We start from the raw sequence: 19995 nt of genomic DNA on the forward strand, positions 1-19995 counted from the left end.
ACTCGCCATTCGCTACTCGCGAGCCCGGAAGACGATGACAGCGATCACGTAAATCAGTCCCGCACGGGAGGTGCCACATGAACATGAACATCATGAACGTCGACTACTCGACCAAGATTCCGAACAACGTGAATCTCGCCGAAGACCGCCAGGTGCTGAAGGCGCTCGAGGGCTGGCATCCCGGCTACATGGATTGGTGGAGCGACATGGGCCCCGAAGGCTTCCAGGAGTCGCTGGTTTATCTGCGAACCGCTTACTCGGTCGATCCGCGCGGCTGGGCCAAGTTCGATTATGTCCGCATGCCCGAATATCGCTGGGGCATCCTGCTTGCGCCGCAGGAAGAGAACCGCGTCGTGCCGTTCGGCGAGCATTATGGCGAGCCTGCCTGGCAGGAAGTTCCGGGCGAATATCGCGCCATGCTGCGCCGCCTGATCGTGATCCAGGGCGACACCGAGCCTGCTTCCGTCGAGCAACAGCGTCATCTCGGCAAGACCGCGCCCTCGCTCTACGACATGCGCAATTTGTTCCAGGTCAATGTCGAGGAAGGGCGTCACCTCTGGGCGATGGTCTATCTGCTCCAGAAATATTTCGGCCGGGACGGTCGCGAGGAGGCCGACGATTTGCTGCGCCGCCGCTCTGGCGATGCCGACGCGCCGCGCATGCTCGGCGCCTTCAACGAGGCGACGCCGGACTGGCTGTCCTTCTTCATGTTCACCTACTTCACCGACCGCGACGGCAAGATGCAGCTACATTCGCTGGCGCAGTCGGGCTTCGATCCGCTGTCGCGCACCTGCCGCTTCATGCTGACCGAGGAAGCGCATCACATGTTCGTCGGCGAGACCGGCATCACCCGCGTCGTGCAGCGCACCTGCGATGCGATGCGGGAGGCGGGCATCAGTGATCCCACCGACGTCGCCAAGGTCCGGGCGCTCGGCGTGATCGATCTTCCGACCATCCAGAAGAAGCTGAACCTGCACTACACGCTGTCGCTGGATCTGTTCGGCTCGGAAGTCTCGACCAACGCGGCCAATGCCTTCAACACCGGCATCAAGGGCCGCTATCACGAGACCCAGATCGACGACGATCACCAGCTCAAGAATTCGACCTATCCGGTGCTGAAGTTGGTCGACGGTGAGATCAAGCTGGTCGACGAGCCGGCGCTGACCGCGCTCAACATGCGCCTGCGCGACGATTACAGCCAGGATTGCGTCAAGGGCATGCTGCGCTGGAACAAGGTGATCTCGACTGCCGGCTACGACTTCCAGCTCAAATTGCCCAACGTCGCCTTCCACCGCCACATCGGCGAGTTCAAGGACGTGCATGCGACGCCCGAGGGCATCCTGATCGACGATGCCACCTGGGCCAAGCGCAGAGACGATTGGCTGCCCTCGACCGCCGACGGCGACTTCATCACCTCCTTGATGCAGCCCGTCACCGAAAGCGGCAAGTTCGCGTCCTGGATCTCGCCGCCGAAGGTCGGCATCGACAACAAGCCGGGCGATTTCGAGTACGTGAAGATCGAGTCGTAAGCGGTGCGGTTCGACGCGTCTGCACCGCGAATGCTGTCATCACCCGCGAAAGCGGGTGATCCAGTACTCCGAGGCCGAAGTGATTGAGCCGACGGGCCGCGGTGTACTGGATGCCCCGGTCGGCCGGGGCATGACAGCGAGTGTTTGGTGAGGGCGAGTCGTTAGCCAGGCGCTTCCTTACCCCGCGATCTCCAGCCCCGCATTCGCGTACACCACCCCGCCATCGACCGCGATGGTGTTGCCGACCACATAATCCCCTGCGCGCGAGGCCAGATAGATCGCAACGCCGGCCATGTCCTCGTCGGTGCCGATGCGGCGCGCGGGAATGCGCTTGGCGACGTCGTCTGCGTGGTCGCGTGCGGCGCGGTTCATGTCGGACTTGAACGCGCCCGGCGCGATCGCGGTGACGTTGATGTTGTCCTTGATCAGCTTCGTGGCCATGCGCCGTGTCAGATGAATCACCGCGGCCTTGCTCGCGGCGTAGGAATAGGTCTCGCCGGGATTGACGAAGATGCCGTCGACGGAGGCGATGTTGATGACCTTGGCAGGGCGCGCGTGCGAGGCCGCCGCGCGCAGCGGCTTGGCCAGCGCCTTGGTCAGGAAGAACAGCGACTTGACGTTGAGGTCCATCACCTTGTCCCAGCCGCTTTCCGGGAATTCGTCGAACTCCGCGCCCCAGGCCGCGCCCGCATTGTTGACGAGGATGTCGAGCTTCGGCTCCAGCCTGATGATTTCGGAAGCGAGCCTGTTGCAGCCTTCGACGGTCGAAATGTCGATCGGCAGCGCGATGCATTCGCCGTCATATCGCCCCGAGAGCTCTTTCGCGGTGGCTTCGCAGGGTCCTGCCTTGCGTGCGGTGATGTAGACCTTTGCGGCGCCGGCGCCGAGAAATCCGGCCGCGATCATCTTGCCGATGCCACGCGAGCCGCCGGTCACGAGTGCGATGCGGCCTTTGAGCGAGAATAGATCGTTGGACATGGTGCCTCCCTTGAGTTGGCGCTCGTTTTGAGCGCGGCGGGGAGGGGAGTCAAGGAATGGGCAGACGGATCAAGCCGCCGAGATCCGGCGAAAACCGTTCCACATCGCGGTCGCGGCGCCGGAGGTCAGCACCGGCAGAATGCGCGCATCCTGGTAATTTCCGTTGAGCGAGACGCGCGGCAGCGCGGTCATGTGGCCGGCATTCTCGGCGAACAGCATGCCGGGCCGTGTCGTCACCGCGGTCTTGAAGCCGGCGGATGCCGCGAGCGCAAATTCGCGCGTTCCTGCGGCTTCGTGGTCGCCATAGGGGTAGGCGAGATGCACCACCTCGCGCTCCAGCGCGTTCTCGATCCGCGCCCGGCTCACGGCCATCTCCCGCGCGGCGATCTCCTGGCTCTGCTTGGCGAGGTTGCAATGGCTGACGGTGTGTGCGCCGATCGTGACCAGCGGATCGGCCGTGAGCTGTTTCACCTCGTCCCAGGACAGGCAAAGGCTGCGACACAGGGCTGCCATATCGACACCATGCGCGGCGCAGAGAGCTTCGATCTCGCGCTTCAGATCGTGCTCGCCCGGCAGCGCGCGCAGCCAATCATGCAGACGGTCGAATGCCGCCTGTTTCGCGGCCGTCGTGCTCGCATCGAGCCGAAGCGCGGAACGGCCGATCCGCACCTCGACCTGCTCGGCCTTGGCGATGACGGCCTCCAGCGCGGTCCACCACAATCGACCCGTGCCCTCGGCAAAGTCGCTCGCGACATAGATGGTCGCGGGCGCGTCAAATTCGCGCAGCACCGGCAACGCATGGTCCCGGTTGTCGCGATAGCCATCGTCCAGGGTGAAGGCGGCGAAGCGGCGCTCGAAGCGGCCCTGCGCCAGCCGCTCGTGCAGTTCGTCCATGCTGACGATGTCGATCTCGCATGAGCGCAAATGGCACAGCGTCGCGCGCAGGAAGTCGGGGGTGACCTCGAGATGCCGGTTCGGCTGGAAGGCGCCCGCCCGGGCCGGCCGCACATGGTGCAGCATGAAAATGGCGCCGACGCCCGACAGCAGCGGGCGCAGCAGATGGTGCGCCCCGCTGAAATAGAGTGCTCCCAGCCCGGCGCGAATGACGTTGTTACGCAGTTGTTTCATGACCGGTGGGTCGCCCCTGGCATTCCGCCTTCAGTTTTAAGGAATGACCCTTGAAGAAAAAGTTATTCCAATTGTCCACGCGTGGCCCCGCAAAGGGCCCCATTTCCGGTTTGACAGCCTGCCAAGGGTTTGTTTTGTCTCCGGTTCCAGAGTTCGGATCGTCGAATGCAGATGCTTTTCAGGTGGGCCAGCAAATGGTGGCCGGGGCTGATTCCCCTGGCCGTCATGTGGGGAATTGCGGCCTGGAACAACACCTTGCCTGTCGAGGCCGACCTCTCGGCCCGCAGTTCGGCCGCGCTAAAGGACACCGTCCTGGACAAGACCCGGATCGCGGTCGACGGCCGTGACATCAGCCTGGTTGCCGATGCCTTCTCCGAGGAGGGACGCCGCGATGCCGTCACGGCGGTCGAGCTGGTTCCCGGCGTGCGGCTGGTCGATGACCAGACCCGGCTTGCTCCCGAAGCCAAACCCTTCGTCTGGAACGCCGAGCGTGACGTGGTGCGAGTGACGCTGTCGGGCTCCGCTCCGCTGCCGGCGATAAAGGCGCGCCTCACAGAGGCCGCGCGAAAAGAGGCCAACGGGACCGAGATCGCCGATCAGATGGGTCTCGCCCGCGGCGCACCGCCGCGTTTCGAGGCGGCCGCGATGCTGCTGCTCGACCAGATCGGCAAGCTCAAAGACGGCAAGATCACGATATCGGATACCAAGGTCAGTCTGTCGGGCATGGCGCGCGACCTCGGCGGCCGCGAGGCGATCGGCGCGGCGCTGAAGAACCTGCCCGAGGGATTCTCGATCGCCGCCAACGAGATCAAGGCACCGCCTTATATTTTCCAGGCCTATAAGGATCCGGTCGCGGCCACCCTGACGCTGACCGGCTACGTGCCTGACAATGCCGTGCACGCCGCGATCGCGACCAGCGCGTCGCGAAAATTCTTCACTGAGAAGGTCGTCGATAATCTCAAGGCCAGCGTCGGTGCGCCCGGTTCGTTCAACACCGCCGTGATCGCAGCGCTCGGCGCGCTGTCACGGCTGTCGACCGGTACGCTCGTGGTGTCCGATCGCGAGGTGAAGCTGTCGGGGGATGCGCTGTACGAGGGTGCGGCCAACGACATCCGCGCCGGCCTCGGCAAGGACTTTCCAAAAAACTGGCAATACAAGCCCGAAATCACGGTGAAGCCGCCGGCGGGTCCGGTCGACGGTACCGTCTGCCAGCAACTGTTCTCGGAGCTTTTGGCGAAGGGCAAGATCCGCTTCGCGCCCAAGCGCGCCGACATCGATCCTGACTCCGCCGGCATTCTCGATCATCTGATCGAGACGGCGCTGCGTTGCCCGACCACCAATATCGAAGTGGCGGGCCACACTGATTCCGACGGCGAGGATTCGTTCAATCAGGCGCTGTCTGAGAAGCGCGCACAGGCGGTGATCGCTTATCTCGTCAAGGCCGGCTTGCCGGCTGACCGCTTCACTGCGGTCGGCTACGGCAGCACGCAGCCTGTCGCCGCCAACGACACCGACGATGGCAAGGCGCAAAACCGCCGCATCGAATTTCTGGTGAGGTGACGATGCCCTATCTCGTCTCGTTCCATATGGGCTGGCTGATCGGCTCGGTTCTGCTGGGGTTCTGCATGGGCTGGATCTCGGTGGTCCAGCGCGGCAACGGCACCTCGAAGATGACGGCGCGCTGGCTCGCGGTGCTGGTTGCAGGCCTGCTCGCGGCCTCGTTCGCGCATGTGGTCCCGGGCCGCTTCGGCTACTGGCTCGACCTCGGCCTCATCATGTTCACCTGCTATCTCGTCGGCTGCACCATTGGCGCATGCCTGCGCTATTGGGTGGTCTCGCGGAGCCAACCGGCAGGCTGATCTGACCTTCAAAGGCTCGGTAACGGATTGATCGGCAACAACATTGTCGAGAAAACAAGGTGGCGCTTGACAATAATACGTACGTACGTATTATATTCCTCATGCCGAAACCCTCGCTCAAAGACGCCATCCTCGACGCCGGCCTCAAGGTCATGTTCCGGACCGGCTATCACGGCACCAGCGTGCGCGACGTCACCACTGCTGCGGGCGCGCCGCAGGGGTCCTTCACCAACCATTTCCGCTCCAAGGAGGCGTTCGCCTCCGAGGTGCTCGACCGTTATTTCGAGGTGACCAGGGGGCTGGTTGCCGAGGCCCTCGACGACGCCTCTCTGACGCCGCGCGCGCGGCTCAGGCGCTATCTCGACATCATCACCGGCCGGCTGGAGGCTGATGGCTACGGTCGCGGCTGCCTGATCGGCGATCTCAGCCTGGAGGCATCTGGCAGCAGCGAACTGCTGCGCGCGCGCCTTGGGGCGATCTTTGCGGAATGGCGCTCGCCGTTCGCCGCCTGCATCCGAGACGCTCAGGAAAGCGGCGAGATCGCATCCGATTTCGAGCCCGAGGAGCTTGCCGACTTCCTGCTCGCGTCGTGGCAGGGCGCGATCCTGCGCATGAAAGTCGACCGCAATCCCAAAGCGCTCGAGCGTTTCAAGACCATCGCATTCCAAACCGTGTTCAAGGAGCTGACATGACCAAGCAGATCGAGATCCGCAAAGCGTCCGTCCTCGGAAGCAGCATGGCCTATCGCGAGACAGGCGCGGAGGACGCGCCCGTCGCGCTCTTCCTGCACGGCAATCCCACCTCCTCGCATATCTGGCGCAACATCTTGCCGCTGGTGTCACCGGTCGCCCGTTGCATCGCGCCGGACAACATCGGCTTCGGCCAATCCGACAAACCGGATATTGCCTATCGCTTCTTCGATCTTGCCCGCTATCTCGATGCCTTCATCGACGAACGCGGCATCAAATCGGCCTATCTGGTCGCGCAGGATTGGGGCACGGCGCTCGCATTCCATCTCGCCGCGCGCCGGCCGGAGATCGTGCGCGGGTTGGCTTTCATGGAGTTCATCCGTCCGATGCCGACCTGGCAGGACTTTCACCAGGCCGAGGCTGTGCGTGAGACCTTCCGCAAATTCAGGACGCCGGGCGAGGGTGAGGCGATGATCCTCGAGGCCAACGCGTTCGTCGAGCGCGTGCTGCCGGGCGGCATCGTGCGCAAGCTCAGCGACGACGAGATGGCGCCCTATCGCGCGCCGTTCCCGACGCCGCAGAGCCGCCGCCCGGTTCTTGCGCTTCCACGCGAACTGCCGATCGCAAACGAGCCCGCCGATGTCTATGCGACGCTTCAATCAGCGCATGCCGCGCTGGCCACATCGTCCTACCCCAAGTTGCTGTTCTCGGGTGCGCCCGGCGCCATTGTCTCGCCCGATTTTGCCGAGCGGTTCGCGGCCTCGCTGAGGCATTGCGCGCACGTGCATCTCGGCCCCGGACTGCACTTCCTTCAGGAGGATCATGCCGAGGCGATCGGTCGCTCCGTCGCGGGCTGGATCGCAGGCATCGAAGCCGTTCGCTCGCAGCTTGCGGCGTGAAGAGAGCGCTACCTCCGAACAACATACGCATCGCGGCCGCCCTGGCGGGTGGCCGCGATGTCGTCTGTAATGCCGCAGTGCAACGCGATGATCTGGGGCGAGGCGTCATGAGCGACGCGGTCGTGCGTCCTGCAGTCGGCTCTTTCAACCGGCCGATGCGATCCATAGATTGATTTCGACTTAAGCCGCGGCGGAACATTGTCCGGTCGAAATCATCAAAACTTCATGGCCTCTGCGCAGGATCGCCATGGAGATTTGCCTCGAGCTTGGCGCCGAAAGCGCCAAACCGTGCATCAGGAGCCCACACCCTGCCTAAAATATTGAAGGCACGTGATTTTGTTCACATTGGCGAATTCCACTCGGCCCCGAAACGCGCTAGTGGAAGGACGGGGGGCATACGCGAGGCCGGCGGCGAGGGCTCGTTGAATGCCTGTGCGTCGTCCGCCTGTTCGCCGGCCGCTGAAGCGTTGTTCGAGGTCTAGATGCTGGAAGCCATACGCAGGACGATGACGTTTCTGCGCCACAAGCAAATCCTGCATAAGCTTGGAGTTATGACCAGCGTCGCGGTCATCGGGATCGCTTGCTATGTGCTTTACCACATGCTGCGGGGCATCGACAAAAACGAGGTGATCGAGGCGATCAAGAGCACCGAGCCGCGCCAGATCGCGATGGCGGCCTTGTTCGTTGCCGCGGGCTATTTCACGCTGACATTCTACGATCTGTTCGCGGTCCGCGCGATCGGCCATTCCCATGTGCCTTATCGCATCAACGCGCTCGCGGCCTTCACCAGCTATTCGATCGGCCACAACGTCGGCGCCAGCGTCTTCACCGGTGGCGCGGTGCGCTACCGCATCTATTCGGCGAGCGGGTTGAACGCGATCGACGTCGCGAAAATCTGCTTCCTGGCCGGCCTCACCTTCTGGCTCGGCAATGCCGCCGTGCTCGGCCTCGGCATCTCCTATCATCCGGAGGCCGCCGCCGCGATCGATCAGCTGCCGCCCTGGCTCAACAGGACGATCGCGATGATGATCATCGTGGCGCTGGTTGGTTATGTGGTCTGGGTCTGGACCCAGCCCCGGGTGGTCGGGCGCGGCCCCTGGACCGTGGTGCTGCCGGGCGGCCCGCTGACCCTGCTCCAGATCGCGATCGGCATCATCGATCTCGGCTTCTGCGCGCTCGCGATGTACGTGCTGGTCCCCGACGAGCCCAATCTCGGCTTCGTGGTGGTCGCGGTCATCTTCGTCTCGGCGACGCTGCTCGGCTTTGCCAGTCATTCGCCCGGCGGGCTCGGGGTGTTCGACGCCGCCATGCTGGTCGGCCTCTGGCAGATGGATCGCGAGGAGCTGCTCGGCGGCATGCTGCTGTTCCGGGTGCTCTATTATCTGTCGCCTTTCGTCATCTCTGTAATCTTGCTGACGCTTCGCGAAGTTATCATCGGTGCGCGGTCCAAGCGCTTGCAGCAGGCGGCGCTCAAGCTCGACCCCGGTCCGGCACCCAAAGCCGCCTATGTGAGAGAGCGTCGCGACGGCAGCGGCGCCTGACCGGCGCAACAAGGAGAAGCCCGCCCCGATGGCGATCGACGCTCCCTCGTCTCCCCCCGCGCAGCCCTGGTCCGACCGGTTGCGGCACTCGACCGTCATCCTGATTGCCGCGGCGCTGGCGTTGTCGGTGGTGGTCTCGCTCGGCGAATTGTCGGCGATCCGGGCCGCGGCGGTGTTCCTGTGCATCGCGGCTGCCGCGCTGATCCCCTGGCGCCTGCATGATACCGCAGCCTCGCGCGACGACGTCAGGCGGGTCAATCCGGTCGAGAGCGCGGCCGTGGCCGCCGTCGTCGCGGGCATGCCTGATCCTGCCGTGCTGCTCGACCGCGCCGGCCGCGTCATCCATCTCAATGCCGCCGCCGCCCAGCTCGCGCCGGCGCTGCGCAAGAACGAGCTGGCCCAGTTCGCGTTGCGCTCGCCGGAGATCATCACCGCGCTGCGCGAGTCCATTGCGACCACCGAGCCGCGGCGCGCGACCTATCTCGACCACGTGCCCGTCGATCGCTGGATGGAGCTGATCATCACTCCGGTGCCGGTGCCGACCAATTTCGGCGGCGCCGACAAATGCATGCTGATGACGTTCCACGACCAGACGCCGTTGCGCCGGGTCGAGGAGATGCGTGCCGACTTCGTCGCCAATGCCAGCCATGAATTGCGCACGCCGCTGGCGGCGCTGTCCGGCTTCATCGATACGTTGCAGGGCCAGGCCAAGGACGACCCCAAGGCGCGCGAGCGCTTCCTCGGCATCATGCACAATCAGGCGACCCGCATGGCGCGCCTGATCGACGATCTCCTGTCGCTGTCGCGGGTGGAGCTGTCGGCCCACGTGCGGCCCGACACCCTGGTCGATCTGCTGCCGATCATCTTCCAGGTCGCCGACGGGCTCGAGCCGCTGGCGCGGGAACGTCAGGTCGAGGTCGAGACCCATCTGCCTGACACCCCGGTCATGATCGCCGGCGACCGGGAGGAACTGCTCCGCTTGTTCGAGAATTTGATCGAGAACGCGCTCAAATACGGTGCCTCCGGCGGGCGCGTCATCGTGTCGTTGACCGCTCCCTCGGGTGCCGATGGAACTCAGGAAATCCGGGTCATGGTCCGCGACTTCGGCCCCGGCATCGCACCCGAGCACCTGCCGCGCCTGACCGAGCGGTTCTATCGGGTCGATGTCGGCGACAGCCGCTTGCAGGGCGGAACAGGACTGGGACTATCCCTGGTGAAACACATTCTAAATCGTCACCGCGGCCGTCTTTTGATCGAAAGCGTGCCCAACCAGGGCGCCACTTTCACCGCCTGTTTTCCCCAGGCCAAGACTTTCGTCTAGACAAGAAAATCAAGCGATTTCAAGCGCTTGATTGTGTCATCCGACTGTCATGAAAGCTTCGTAAAAGCTCAGCCGACCGCTCCTAAAGGGGCGGCGCGGGGAGCGCGATCGGGCGCTGATGGGCGCTTCGCTCCCCTGTATGGAGACCAGCATGAAATTCATCAAAACGATCGTCGCTGCCGGCTTGGTCGCCGCAACGACGACGACGGCCTTCGCCGCAGACATCACCGGTGCCGGCTCGACCTTCATTTTCCCCGTCCTCTCCAAATGGGCCGATGCCTACAAGAAGGAGACGGGCAATGGCGTGAACTACCAGTCGATCGGTTCTGGTGCCGGCATCAAGCAGATCCAGGCCAAGACCGTGACCTTCGGCGCGACCGACGCTCCCTTGAAGGCGGATCAGCTCCAGAAGGACGGCTTCGCTCAGTGGCCGATGGTCATGGGCGGCATCGTTCCGGTCGTGAACGTTGAAGGCGTGAAGGCCGGCGATCTCGTCCTCGACGGCGCCACCCTCGCCGACATCTTCGTCGGCAAGATCACCAAGTGGGACGACGCTGCGATCAAGAAGCTGAACCCGAGCGCCAAGCTGCCGTCGGAAGCGATCTCGGTCGTTCACCGCGCGGACGGTTCGGGCACCACCTTCAACTTCACCAACTACCTCTCCAAGGCCAGCGCCGATTGGAAGAGCAAGGTCGGTGAAGGCACCGCCGTCGAGTGGCCCGTTGGCGTCGGCGCCAAGGGCAACGAGGGCGTTGCCGGAAATATCGCCCAGACCAAGAACTCGATCGGCTATGTCGAATACGCCTACGCCAAGCAGAACAAGCTGACCTACACCAAGATGGTCAACAAGGCCGGCAAGACCGTCGACCCGACCAACGAGTCGTTCCAGGCTGCCGCGTCCAACGCCGACTGGACCAGCGCTCCGGGCTACTACCTGATCCTCACCGACCAGCCCGGCGACAAGTCCTGGCCGATCGTCGCGACGACCTTCGTGCTGATGCACAAGGAAGCGACCGACAAGGCCGCGTCGCAGGAAGCGCTGAAGTTCTTCCAGTTCGCCTTTGAAAAGGGTGCGAAGTCTGCGGAGGAGCTCGACTACATCCCGATGCCCGAGAACGTCGTGAAGCTGATCGAGAAGACCTGGTCAGCCGACATCAAGAGCTAAGCTCTTTGCTCTCGGAGGCAGTGCGGCCTGCTGCGGCCGCATTGCCGACCTCACGACTTGTCTGCCCCGGATAGGCCTCGTGCCGAGTCCGGGGCGCGAGACCATCAAAAAGCGTATATGACTTGGCACAGGGGATCGGCGTGGCAGAAATGGCCGTTCAGAGCGATGTAATCGACGACGCCGGACCATACGATCGCGCCAAGGCCTTGAGCGCGTTCAAGCTCGGCGATGTTACCTTCTACTGGATTACGCGGCTCAGCGCGATTTCGGTGCTTCTCATTCTCGGCGGCATCATCGTTTCGCTGATCATCGGCGCCGTGCCGGCGATGAAGGAGTACGGCTTCGCGTTCCTTTGGACGCAGCGCTGGGCGCCCTCGGCGGATCCACCCGTGCTCGGCGCGCTCGGACCGATGTACGGCACGCTCGTCACCTCCTTCATAGCGATGCTGATCGCCATTCCGGTCGGTCTCGGCATTGCGATCTTCCTGACCGAGCTCTGCCCGCAATGGCTGCGCCGCCCGATCGGCATGGCGATCGAGCTGCTCGCCGGCATTCCCTCGATCATCTACGGCATGTGGGGCTTCTTCGTGCTGGGCCCGTTCCTGGCCAACACCTTCCAGCCCTTCATGATCAAGATGTTCGACGGCGTCCCCGTGCTCGGCGCGATCTTCGCAGGTCCGCCGTCCTATCTCAGCCTGTTCAACGCCGCGCTGATCCTCGCGATCATGGTGCTGCCCTTCATCACATCGATCTCGGTCGACGTGTTCAAGACGGTGCCTCCGGTGCTGAAGGAAGCTGCCTATGGCGTCGGCTGCACCACCTGGGAAGTGGTGCGCAGCGTGGTCATTCCCTATACCCGCGTCGGCATCATCGGCGGCGTCATGCTGGCGCTGGGCCGCGCGCTCGGCGAGACCATGGCGGTCACCTTCATCATCGGCAACTCGTTCCGCATCTCGTCGTCGATCTTCGCGCCGGGCACGACGATCTCGGCGGCGATCGCCTCCGAATTCGCCGAGAGCGACGGGCTGCACCAGTCCGGCCTGATCCTGCTCGGCCTGCTGCTGTTCGTGCTGACGTTCTTCGTGCTCGCCGGCGCCCGGCTGATGCTGCTGCGTCTGGAAAGGAAGGCGGGGAAGTAACATGAACCCGATTTATGCACGCCGCCGCCGCAAGGACATCCTCGTCCGCACGCTCTGCATCGCAGCCGCCGCCTTCGGCGTGACCTGGCTCGCGCTGATCCTGATGACGCTGCTTTACAACGGGTTGGCGGGCCTCAACCTCGAACTGTTCGTCGCCGACACGCCGCCGCCGGGCTCGACCGAAGGCGGCCTGCGCAACGCCATCGTCGGTTCGCTGATCATGACCGTGATCGGCGTCGGCATCGGCGCGCCGCTCGGCCTGTTCGCCGGCACCTATCTCGCCGAGTACGGTCGCAACGACAAGCTGACCTCGGTGATCCGCTTCATCAACGACATCCTGCTGTCGGCGCCCTCGATCATCATCGGCCTGTTCATCTATGGCGCCGTGGTGGTGCCGATGCGCGGCTTCTCGGCGATCGCAGGCTCGCTCGCTTTGGCCGTCATCGTGATCCCGGTGGTGCTGCGGACGACCGAGGACATGCTGCTGCTGGTGCCGAACGCGTTGCGTGAAGCGGCCTCGGCGCTCGGCCTGCCGCGCTCGCTGGTGATCAAGCGGATCGCCTATCGCGCGGCCCGCTCGGGTCTCATTACCGGCGTGCTGCTCGCGACCGCCCGTGTCGCCGGCGAAACCGCGCCATTGCTCTTCACCGCGCTGTCGAACCAGTTCTTCAGCCTCGGCCTGAACAAGACGATGGCGAACCTGCCCGTGACCATCAACAACTTCGTCCAGAGCCCGTACGCCTATTGGAAGCAACTCGCCTGGAGCGGTGCGCTGCTGATTACGTTGACCGTGCTTGCCCTGAACATTGGCGCGCGCATTCTCGGCGCCGAGAGGACCGCAAAATGAGTGACCTTTCCGTATCGATGAGCGCCTCCGGCGGGCTCCCGCATGCCCAGCAGCCGCTGCCCGAAGCTCCGGCCAAGGTGACGGTGCGCAATCTCAACTTCTATTACGGCGAGCACCACGCGCTGAAGAACATCAATCTGGCGCTCGGCACCAACCGCGTCACGGCCTTCATCGGCCCGTCCGGCTGCGGCAAGTCGACCCTGCTGCGCATCTTCAACCGGATGTACGATCTCTATCCGGGTCAGCGCGTCACCGGTCAGCTGATGCTGGACCAGACCAACATCCTGGACCCCAAGCTGGACCTCAATCTGCTGCGCGCGCGCGTCGGCATGGTGTTCCAGAAGCCGACGCCGTTTCCGATGACGATCTACGAGAACATCGCCTTCGGCATCCGTCTCTACGAGAAGATCTCGAAGTCCGAGATGGACGACCGTGTCGAGAAGGCGCTGCGCGGCGGCGCGCTGTGGAACGAGGTCAAGGACAAGCTCAACGCATCCGGCCTCTCGCTCTCCGGCGGCCAGCAGCAGCGCCTCTGCATCGCGCGCACCGTCGCCGTACGGCCCGAGGTGATCCTGTTCGACGAGCCCTGCTCGGCGCTCGACCCGATCTCGACCGCCAAGGTCGAGGAGCTGATCCAGGAACTGTCCGAGAACTACACGATCGCGATTGTCACCCACAACATGCAGCAGGCGGCGCGCGTCTCCGACAAGACCGCCTTCATGTATCTCGGCGAGTTGATCGAGTTCGACGACACCAGCAAGATCTTCACGTCGCCGACCGACCGGCGCACGCAGGATTACATTACCGGCCGGTTCGGCTGAGGAGACGGGACATGGGTTCTGAACATACCGCAAAGGCTTTCGATACCGACCTCCAGGAGCTCACCCGGTCGGTCGCGGAAATGGGCGGCCTCGCCGAGCGGATGATCGTCGATTCCGTCGACGCGCTGATCCGTCGTGACGTCGCGCTCGGCCAGCGCGTCGTCATCACCGACGCCGAAATCGACGCGCTCCAAAGGCGAATCGAGGAGCACGCCGTGCTCACCATCGCCCGCCGCCAGCCGATGGCGATCGATCTGCGCGAGATCGTCGGCGCCATGCGCGTCGCGACCGATCTCGAGCGGATCGGCGACCTCGCCAAGAACATGGGCAAACGCGTCGCGGCACTGGAGACGGATTTCCATCCGCTCAAGCTGTTCCGTGGCCTCGAGCACATGACCGACCTCGTGCAGCAACAGGTCAAGTCGGTGCTGGACGCCTATGCCGCGCATGATCTGCCCGCGGCGATGGCGGTGTGGAAGGGCGACGAGGAGGTCGATGCCATCTGCACCTCGCTGTTCCGCGAACTCCTCACCTACATGATGGAGGATCCGCGCAACATCTCGTTCTGCATCCATCTGATGTTCTGCGCCAAGAACATCGAGCGGATCGGCGACCACGCCACCAACATTGCCGAAACCGTGTTCTACATGATCGAAGGCCAGGCCATCACCGACAAGCGACCGAAGGGCGACATGACGACCTTCGCGACCACCGTCCCCAACACCTGATTCCTCAAGGAGCGACGACCCCATGGGCGCACGCATTATGGTGGTTGAAGACGAAGAGGCTCTCACCGAGCTGCTTCGCTACAATCTCGAAGGCGACGGCTATGACGTCGAGACGGTGATGCGCGGCGACGACGCCGACACCCGTCTCAAGGAGCACATTCCCGATCTGATCGTGCTCGACTGGATGCTGCCGGGCCTGTCCGGCATCGAGCTGTGCCGCCGGTTGCGGACGCGGTCCGAGACCAAGCAGCTGCCGATCATCATGCTCACCGCGCGCGGCGAGGAGAGCGAGCGTGTCAGGGGCCTCGCCACCGGCGCCGACGATTACATCGTCAAGCCGTTCTCCGTGCCCGAGCTGTTGGCGCGGGTGAAAGGACTGCTGCGGCGTGCAAGCCCCGAGCGGCTCGCAACCGTGCTGGCTTTCGGCGACATCGAGCTCGACCGAGAAAAGCGTCGCGTGGCGCGCTCGGGCCGGCCGATCGACCTCGGCCCGACCGAATATCGCCTGCTGGAGTTCTTCCTGGAGCATCCCGGCCGCGTGTTCTCGCGCGAGCAGCTGCTCGACAGCGTCTGGGGCCGCGACATCTATATCGACGAGCGTACCGTCGACGTGCATATCGGCCGCCTGCGCAAGCTCCTCAATCTCGGCCGCGAGCAGGACCCGATCCGCACCGTCCGTGGCGCCGGCTACGCGCTCGACGACCGCTTCGCGAAGGCCGAGCAGGCCTGAGCACGTGACAAGCACGCAAAATAAAAAGCGCGCCCTGTGGCGCGCTTTTTATGTCTCGGTCGTCGCGGCCGGTACCGGGACGATGTCGCCTGGAGCTATGCTCAGCGCGGACCCGGCTTCGCAGGCGCGCGGCGACGATCGGCCGCCGGCTGATACGCGACCCGCGAGTGCTGGGCGCAATAGGGCAGGCCGGAGAGGGCCTTGCCGCCGCAGAAGAAGAAGTCCGCGCTCGACGGATCGCCGACGGGCCAGTGGCAGGTGGCCTCGTTCAATTCGAGCAGCGACAGCCGCTGGCTCATCGGCACCACGTTGTCGTAGGTCACAGGTTCAGCCTCGACCTCGACCTCGAAGGCCTGGGCGAGCGCGGTGTTGCCGCGCGAGATCGGGCGGCTCACGCGCATCATGTGCTGCGCGGGACGCGCCTTGCGCGGCCGCGGAGCTGCCGAAGACGGGCTCTTGGCGCGGCCGGACAGGCCGAGCCTGTGCACCTTACCGATCACGGCGTTACGGGTGACATTCCCAAGCTCCGCGGCAATCTGGCTGGCCGAAAGTCCGGCCTCCCAGAGCTTTTTCAGCTGTTCGACGCGATCGTCGGACCAGGTCAAAACGGTCATTGCACCCTTTCCTTCACCGCGCGCCGCCATCCTGGGGCCGCACGACGAATGCGTAAGCTTCGAAAAACCCGTGCCGTCAGAATCCCTTAAGGCTCGCCGGGCGCCATGAGACGCCCGAACGTTTACGCCGGTACGAGAGGACTTTTGGGATCAGAACAGCTGCACGAGATGTCGTATCTGACAAGCCGAACGCTACAATATGGCGTGACTCACGCGCAAGAGTCCGGCGACTCGCTTCCACATGTTCCGTGGCTGATATCCCGCAAAATCGCCACCGCAAGACTACGGATTCAGCATTTCGCGAGGCTTTCGGGCGGCATTGACACCGGTTTCACCAAGCCTAAAATAGTGACGCGTGCCGCCCTTAAAAGGCGGCACGTTTCGTTTTCAGGCCGGTCAATGGTGCGTTGCGCAATGCACGCCCACGCCGTCCGCAACATTCAAGTGGCCGTCATGACCAACAGCGCAGCGCCGCATTTGCTCCCCGTTTTCGCCAGGGCCGATCTCGGTTTTGAGCGCGGTGAAGGCGTCTGGTTGATCGCAACCAATGGCGATCGGTATCTCGATTTCACCTCGGGCGTCGCCGTGAATGCGCTTGGACATGCCCATCCCGCGCTGGTCAAGGCGTTGCAGGAGCAGGCCACCAAGCTCTGGCACATGTCGAACCTGTTCCAGAGCCCGGATGGCGAGAAGCTCGCCGCGCGTCTGTGCAACGAGAGTTTTGCCGACTTCGTGTTCTTCTGCAATTCCGGCGCCGAGGCGCTGGAGGGCGTGATCAAGCTGGTCCGCCATCATCACTTCTCCAAGGGCCATCCCGAGCGCTACCGCATCGTCACCTTCGAAGGTGCTTTCCATGGCCGCACGCTGGCGACGCTGGCCGCGACCGGATCGGCAAAATACCTCGAAGGCTTCGGGCCGCCGATGGACGGTTTCGACCAGGTGCCGCATGGCGACATCGAGGCCGTGAAGAAGGCGATCGGGCCACACACCGCCGGCATCCTGATCGAGCCGATCCAGGGTGAGGGCGGCGTGCGCTCTGCGACACCGTCTTTCCTCAAGGCGCTGCGTCAGCTCTGCGACGAGAAGGGCTTGCTGCTCGCCTTCGACGAGGTGCAGACCGGTATGGGCCGCACCGGCGACCTGTTTGCCCATCGGCGCACCGGCGTCAGGCCTGACGTGATGTCGCTCGCCAAGGCGCTCGGCGGTGGCTTCCCGATCGGCGCGGTGCTGGCAACGGCGGATGCAGCCTCCGGCATGGGACCCGGCTCGCACGGCTCGACCTTCGGCGGCAATCCGCTGGCGATTGCGGCTGCAAACGCCGTGCTCGACGTCATGCTCAAGCCCGGCTTCTTCGACCACGTGCAGAAGATGTCGCTGCTCTTGAAGCAAAAACTCGCTTCCGTGATCGACCGTCACCCCGATATCGTCAGCGAAGTCCGCGGCGAGGGGCTCTTGATCGGCATCAAGGCCGTGGTGCCATCAGGCGATCTGGTTGCGGCTTTGCGCAACGAAAAACTGCTCACCGTCGGCGCCGGCGACAATGTCGTACGCTTCCTGCCGCCCCTGATCGTCACCGAAGCCGAGATCGAGGACAGCGTCGCCAGGCTCGAACGCGCCTGCACGGCGTTGTCGGCTAACAAGCGGGCGGCAAGCTGATGAGCAAGAATCCCAAGCACTTCCTCGACATCAACGAGCTGCCGCTGTCGGAGCTCAAGAGCATGCTCGCGGCTTCTTCCGCCATGAAGGCGAAGCAGAAGGCGCACCAGCCGGTCAAACCGCTCGAAGGCAAGACGCTGGCGATGATCTTCGAGCGCCCCTCGACCCGCACCCGCGTCTCATTCGACGTCGCCATGCGCCAGCTCGGCGGCGAACCCATCATGCTCACAGGTGCCGAGATGCAACTCGGCCGCGGCGAGACCATTGCCGACACCGCGCGCGTGCTGTCGCGCTATGTCGACGCCATCATGATCCGCATCCTCAATCACGAGGCCCTGCTGGAGCTCGCGGCGAACGCGACCGTACCCGTCATCAACGGCCTGACGCGGCGCTCGCACCCGTGCCAGGTCATGGCCGACCTCATGACCTATGAGGAGCATCGCGGCCCGATCGAAGGGCGTACCGTGGCCTGGACCGGCGACGACAACAATGTGCTGGCGTCCTGGGCCCACGCCGCCGAGCGCTTCAAGTTCCAGCTCAATGTCGCGACCCCGCCTGAGCTCGCGCCGAAAAAGGCGATGCGCGACTTCATCAAGTCCACGGGTGCGCCGATCGTGCTCGGCACCGATCCCGAAGCCGCGGTCAAGGGCGCCGATTGTGTCGTCACCGACACCTGGGTGTCGATGGGCGACAAGGAGGGCGAGCACCGCCACAACGTGCTCAAGCCCTACCAGGTCAATTCCAAGCTGATGTCGCTGGCCAAGCCCGACGCGCTGTTCATGCACTGCCTGCCGGCCCATCGCGGCGAGGAGGTCACCGACGAGGTGATCGACGGCCCGCAATCGGTCGTGTTCGACGAGGCCGAAAACCGCCTGCACGCGCAGAAGGGCATTTTGGCCTGGTGCTTTGACGCGGTGAAGTGATCCTCTCCTAGGCCGGTGGGGCCGGAATGCGGGCGTGCCTCTTTCATTTTGCATCGACCGACCCCAGATAGAGCGCCATGGTTTCCCAATCCCCTGACATGAAAACCGGGCCCGAAGGCCCGGTTCGCGCGCCATCAGCGGTTCCGATCGATGACGCCGTGCTGCCCTACGAGGTCGACGCGCTCGACGTGCGCGGCCGCCTGGTGCGGCTTGGTCCCGCGCTCGACGAGATCCTGACCAAGCACGATTATCCGGCACCCGTCGGCAAGCTGCTCGGCGAGGCCATCGTCCTGACGACGTTGCTCGGCTCGGCGCTGAAATTCGAGGGCCGCTTCATCCTTCAGGCCCAAACCGACGGTCCCGTGTCGTTCCTGGTGGTGGACTATCAGGCGCCCGATCGTCTGCGCGCCTATGCGCGCTTCGATGCCGAGCGCCTCGGCAATGCCAAGGATTCCGGGACGCTGCTCGGCCGCGGTCATCTCGCCATGACTATTGACCAGGGGCCCGACATGAGCCGCTACCAGGGTCTGGTCGCGCTCGACGGCGGCAGCCTGGAAGATGCCGCACACGAATATTTCCTGCGCTCCGAGCAGATCCCGACGCGCGTGCGTCTCGCGGTCGGCGAGGAGTGGCGCTCGAGCGACGGCGGCAAGCATCGCTGGCGCGCCGGCGGTATGCTGATGCAATTCCTGCCGAAGGCGCCGGAGCGGGCGCGGCAGGCGGATTTGCATCCGGGCGATGCGCCTGAGGGCGCCGAGGTGCACAGCATCGCCGAGGACGATGCCTGGGTCGAGGCCCGCTCGCTGATGGAAACGGTCGAGGATGTCGAGCTGATCGATCCCGATCTCTCCGGCGAGCGGCTGCTCTACCGCCTCTTCCACGAACGCGGCGTGCGCGTGTTCAACCCGATGGTCCTGAAAGCGCAATGCTCCTGCTCGCGCGACGCGGTTGCGTCGATGCTGAAGAGCTTTTCAGCGGACGACCGCTCCGCCATGGTCAAGGACGACAAGGTCGTCGTAACCTGCGAGTTCTGCTCGTCGGTGTACGAGTTCACGCCTGATGAAGCGGGCGTCGAGGACGCGTAGGTGTCGGCCTCGGAGGCGCGCAAGGCGTGATAGTCTCGTCTGCGTAGAGGCTCTGTGGCCTCGGCGAGCAGTGTGGCGAGATTGATCCTGCCGATTCCTGGCCAGGAGCGAAGGATCGTCACGTCACACTGCTCGAAGCTCTGCCCCGGCGGGTCTTCGTGCGCTTCGAGCTTGGCGCAGAGGTGGTCCAGACTCTGTTGCGCCTCCTTGATCTGCTGATTGACCAGGTGCAGACGTGCCGCAAGGCTGCGGATATGCGCGCAAGCGGCCTCCGTCGTGCCGGTCGCCACGAACAGCGGTGCCTCGCGCAAGGTCTCGAGCACCGTCGCCGCATCGAGGCGGC

General features: G+C 64.2%; 20 protein-coding genes. 17 read left to right on the forward strand and 3 right to left on the reverse strand.

Going from position 1 to position 19995, the window contains the following annotated elements; all coding sequences use genetic code 11:
• Positions 1-77 precede the first annotated feature (77 nt).
• Positions 78-1529 (forward strand): benzoyl-CoA 2,3-epoxidase subunit BoxB, encoded by a 1452-nt coding sequence (boxB, locus tag BM222_RS34355; RefSeq protein WP_092238687.1) that lies wholly within the window; start codon positions 78-80, stop codon positions 1527-1529.
• A 177-nt stretch (positions 1530-1706) separates the two neighbouring features.
• Here boxB and BM222_RS34360 read toward each other — a convergent pair whose 3' ends face one another.
• Both BM222_RS34360 and BM222_RS34365 read right to left on the reverse strand, forming a co-directional pair.
• A complete protein-coding gene (locus tag BM222_RS34360; RefSeq protein WP_092238691.1) occupies positions 1707-2507 on the reverse strand; it encodes an SDR family oxidoreductase in 801 nt (266 codons plus the stop codon).
• 69 nt (positions 2508-2576) lie between these two features.
• Complete coding sequence (locus tag BM222_RS34365; RefSeq protein WP_092238694.1) at positions 2577-3635, reverse strand: polysaccharide deacetylase family protein; 1059 nt, start codon at positions 3633-3635, stop codon at positions 2577-2579.
• Positions 3636-3800: 165 nt separating this feature from the next.
• On the opposite strand from BM222_RS34365, the gene BM222_RS34370 reads away from it, so the two are divergent.
• The 12 genes from BM222_RS34370 (at position 3801) to phoB (ending at position 15374) form a co-directional block, all read left to right on the forward strand.
• Positions 3801-5195 (forward strand): OmpA family protein, encoded by a 1395-nt coding sequence (locus BM222_RS34370; RefSeq protein ID WP_092238697.1) that lies wholly within the window; start codon positions 3801-3803, stop codon positions 5193-5195.
• Between the two features lie 2 nt (positions 5196-5197).
• Entirely contained in the window at positions 5198-5494 is a 297-nt protein-coding gene (locus BM222_RS34375; RefSeq protein ID WP_177243628.1) for a hypothetical protein, read from the forward strand.
• Between the two features lie 101 nt (positions 5495-5595).
• Positions 5596-6186 carry a TetR/AcrR family transcriptional regulator gene (locus tag BM222_RS34380; RefSeq protein ID WP_177243630.1) on the forward strand — a complete coding sequence of 197 codons (591 nt, stop codon included), beginning with the start codon at positions 5596-5598 and terminating at the stop codon, positions 6184-6186.
• Positions 6183-7082, forward strand: a complete 900-nt coding sequence (locus BM222_RS34385; protein WP_092238706.1) for a haloalkane dehalogenase — start codon at positions 6183-6185, stop codon at positions 7080-7082. The genes BM222_RS34380 and BM222_RS34385 overlap by 4 nt, the downstream gene beginning before the upstream one ends.
• A gap of 482 nt (positions 7083-7564) precedes the next feature.
• The gene (locus tag BM222_RS34390) at positions 7565-8623 is read left to right on the forward strand and encodes a putative bifunctional lysylphosphatidylglycerol flippase/synthetase (RefSeq protein WP_092238709.1); all 1059 of its coding nucleotides are present in this window, start codon (positions 7565-7567) and stop codon (positions 8621-8623) included.
• A 28-nt stretch (positions 8624-8651) separates the two neighbouring features.
• Positions 8652-9944, forward strand: a complete 1293-nt coding sequence (locus tag BM222_RS34395; protein ID WP_092238714.1) for an ATP-binding protein — start codon at positions 8652-8654, stop codon at positions 9942-9944.
• Positions 9945-10095: 151 nt separating this feature from the next.
• Positions 10096-11109: a phosphate ABC transporter substrate-binding protein PstS gene (gene pstS / locus BM222_RS34400; protein ID WP_092238746.1), complete on the forward strand. Its 1014-nt coding sequence runs from the start codon at positions 10096-10098 to the stop codon at positions 11107-11109.
• Between the two features lie 149 nt (positions 11110-11258).
• Positions 11259-12248, forward strand: a complete 990-nt coding sequence (gene pstC / locus BM222_RS34405; RefSeq protein WP_177243631.1) for a phosphate ABC transporter permease subunit PstC — start codon at positions 11259-11261, stop codon at positions 12246-12248.
• Position 12249: 1 nt separating this feature from the next.
• Positions 12250-13095 (forward strand): phosphate ABC transporter permease PstA, encoded by an 846-nt coding sequence (pstA, locus tag BM222_RS34410; RefSeq protein ID WP_092238720.1) that lies wholly within the window; start codon positions 12250-12252, stop codon positions 13093-13095.
• Positions 13092-13916 (forward strand): phosphate ABC transporter ATP-binding protein PstB, encoded by an 825-nt coding sequence (gene pstB / locus BM222_RS34415; RefSeq protein ID WP_092238721.1) that lies wholly within the window; start codon positions 13092-13094, stop codon positions 13914-13916. The genes pstA and pstB overlap by 4 nt, the downstream gene beginning before the upstream one ends.
• A gap of 11 nt (positions 13917-13927) precedes the next feature.
• Positions 13928-14644 (forward strand): phosphate signaling complex protein PhoU, encoded by a 717-nt coding sequence (phoU, locus tag BM222_RS34420; protein WP_092238724.1) that lies wholly within the window; start codon positions 13928-13930, stop codon positions 14642-14644.
• 22 nt (positions 14645-14666) lie between these two features.
• Positions 14667-15374 carry a phosphate regulon transcriptional regulator PhoB gene (phoB, locus tag BM222_RS34425; protein ID WP_092238727.1) on the forward strand — a complete coding sequence of 236 codons (708 nt, stop codon included), beginning with the start codon at positions 14667-14669 and terminating at the stop codon, positions 15372-15374.
• A 101-nt stretch (positions 15375-15475) separates the two neighbouring features.
• Here phoB and BM222_RS34430 read toward each other — a convergent pair whose 3' ends face one another.
• A complete protein-coding gene (locus tag BM222_RS34430) occupies positions 15476-15988 on the reverse strand; it encodes a GcrA family cell cycle regulator (protein WP_092238750.1) in 513 nt (170 codons plus the stop codon).
• A 453-nt stretch (positions 15989-16441) separates the two neighbouring features.
• On the opposite strand from BM222_RS34430, the gene BM222_RS34435 reads away from it, so the two are divergent.
• The 4 genes from BM222_RS34435 to BM222_RS41725 form a co-directional block, all read left to right on the forward strand.
• Positions 16442-17644: an aspartate aminotransferase family protein gene (locus tag BM222_RS34435; protein WP_177243629.1), complete on the forward strand. Its 1203-nt coding sequence runs from the start codon at positions 16442-16444 to the stop codon at positions 17642-17644.
• The gene (argF, locus tag BM222_RS34440; protein WP_092238729.1) at positions 17644-18567 is read left to right on the forward strand and encodes an ornithine carbamoyltransferase; all 924 of its coding nucleotides are present in this window, start codon (positions 17644-17646) and stop codon (positions 18565-18567) included. The genes BM222_RS34435 and argF overlap by 1 nt, the downstream gene beginning before the upstream one ends.
• A 77-nt stretch (positions 18568-18644) precedes the next feature.
• Positions 18645-19652, forward strand: a complete 1008-nt coding sequence (locus BM222_RS34445) for an Hsp33 family molecular chaperone (RefSeq protein WP_092238732.1) — start codon at positions 18645-18647, stop codon at positions 19650-19652.
• A 158-nt stretch (positions 19653-19810) separates the two neighbouring features.
• Positions 19811-19995: hypothetical protein (locus BM222_RS41725; RefSeq protein ID WP_210188534.1), on the forward strand; the 185-nt coding region annotated here is incomplete at its 3' end.

It is taken from the genome of Bradyrhizobium sp. Gha, from assembly GCF_900113735.1.
In the GTDB taxonomy this organism is placed as follows: domain Bacteria; phylum Pseudomonadota; class Alphaproteobacteria; order Rhizobiales; family Xanthobacteraceae; genus Bradyrhizobium.

Coding starts and splice junctions, on each gene's coding strand:
- phoB (WP_092238727.1), top strand. CDS start 14,667: ATGGGCGCACGCATTATGGTGGTTGAAGACGAAGAGGCTCTCACCGAG.
- pstB (WP_092238721.1), top strand. CDS start 13,092: ATGAGTGACCTTTCCGTATCGATGAGCGCCTCCGGCGGGCTCCCGCAT.
- BM222_RS34395 (WP_092238714.1), top strand. CDS start 8,652: ATGGCGATCGACGCTCCCTCGTCTCCCCCCGCGCAGCCCTGGTCCGAC.
- BM222_RS34370 (WP_092238697.1), top strand. CDS start 3,801: ATGCAGATGCTTTTCAGGTGGGCCAGCAAATGGTGGCCGGGGCTGATT.
- BM222_RS34365 (WP_092238694.1), bottom strand. CDS start 3,635: ATGAAACAACTGCGTAACAACGTCATTCGCGCCGGGCTGGGAGCACTC.
- pstC (WP_177243631.1), top strand. CDS start 11,259: ATGGCCGTTCAGAGCGATGTAATCGACGACGCCGGACCATACGATCGC.
- BM222_RS34445 (WP_092238732.1), top strand. CDS start 18,645: ATGGTTTCCCAATCCCCTGACATGAAAACCGGGCCCGAAGGCCCGGTT.
- BM222_RS34390 (WP_092238709.1), top strand. CDS start 7,565: ATGCTGGAAGCCATACGCAGGACGATGACGTTTCTGCGCCACAAGCAA.
- BM222_RS34385 (WP_092238706.1), top strand. CDS start 6,183: ATGACCAAGCAGATCGAGATCCGCAAAGCGTCCGTCCTCGGAAGCAGC.
- BM222_RS34375 (WP_177243628.1), top strand. CDS start 5,198: ATGCCCTATCTCGTCTCGTTCCATATGGGCTGGCTGATCGGCTCGGTT.
- BM222_RS34360 (WP_092238691.1), bottom strand. CDS start 2,507: ATGTCCAACGATCTATTCTCGCTCAAAGGCCGCATCGCACTCGTGACC.
- phoU (WP_092238724.1), top strand. CDS start 13,928: ATGGGTTCTGAACATACCGCAAAGGCTTTCGATACCGACCTCCAGGAG.
- boxB (WP_092238687.1), top strand. CDS start 78: ATGAACATGAACATCATGAACGTCGACTACTCGACCAAGATTCCGAAC.
- pstA (WP_092238720.1), top strand. CDS start 12,250: ATGAACCCGATTTATGCACGCCGCCGCCGCAAGGACATCCTCGTCCGC.
- BM222_RS34380 (WP_177243630.1), top strand. CDS start 5,596: ATGCCGAAACCCTCGCTCAAAGACGCCATCCTCGACGCCGGCCTCAAG.
- BM222_RS34430 (WP_092238750.1), bottom strand. CDS start 15,988: ATGACCGTTTTGACCTGGTCCGACGATCGCGTCGAACAGCTGAAAAAG.
- pstS (WP_092238746.1), top strand. CDS start 10,096: ATGAAATTCATCAAAACGATCGTCGCTGCCGGCTTGGTCGCCGCAACG.
- argF (WP_092238729.1), top strand. CDS start 17,644: ATGAGCAAGAATCCCAAGCACTTCCTCGACATCAACGAGCTGCCGCTG.
- BM222_RS34435 (WP_177243629.1), top strand. CDS start 16,442: ATGACCAACAGCGCAGCGCCGCATTTGCTCCCCGTTTTCGCCAGGGCC.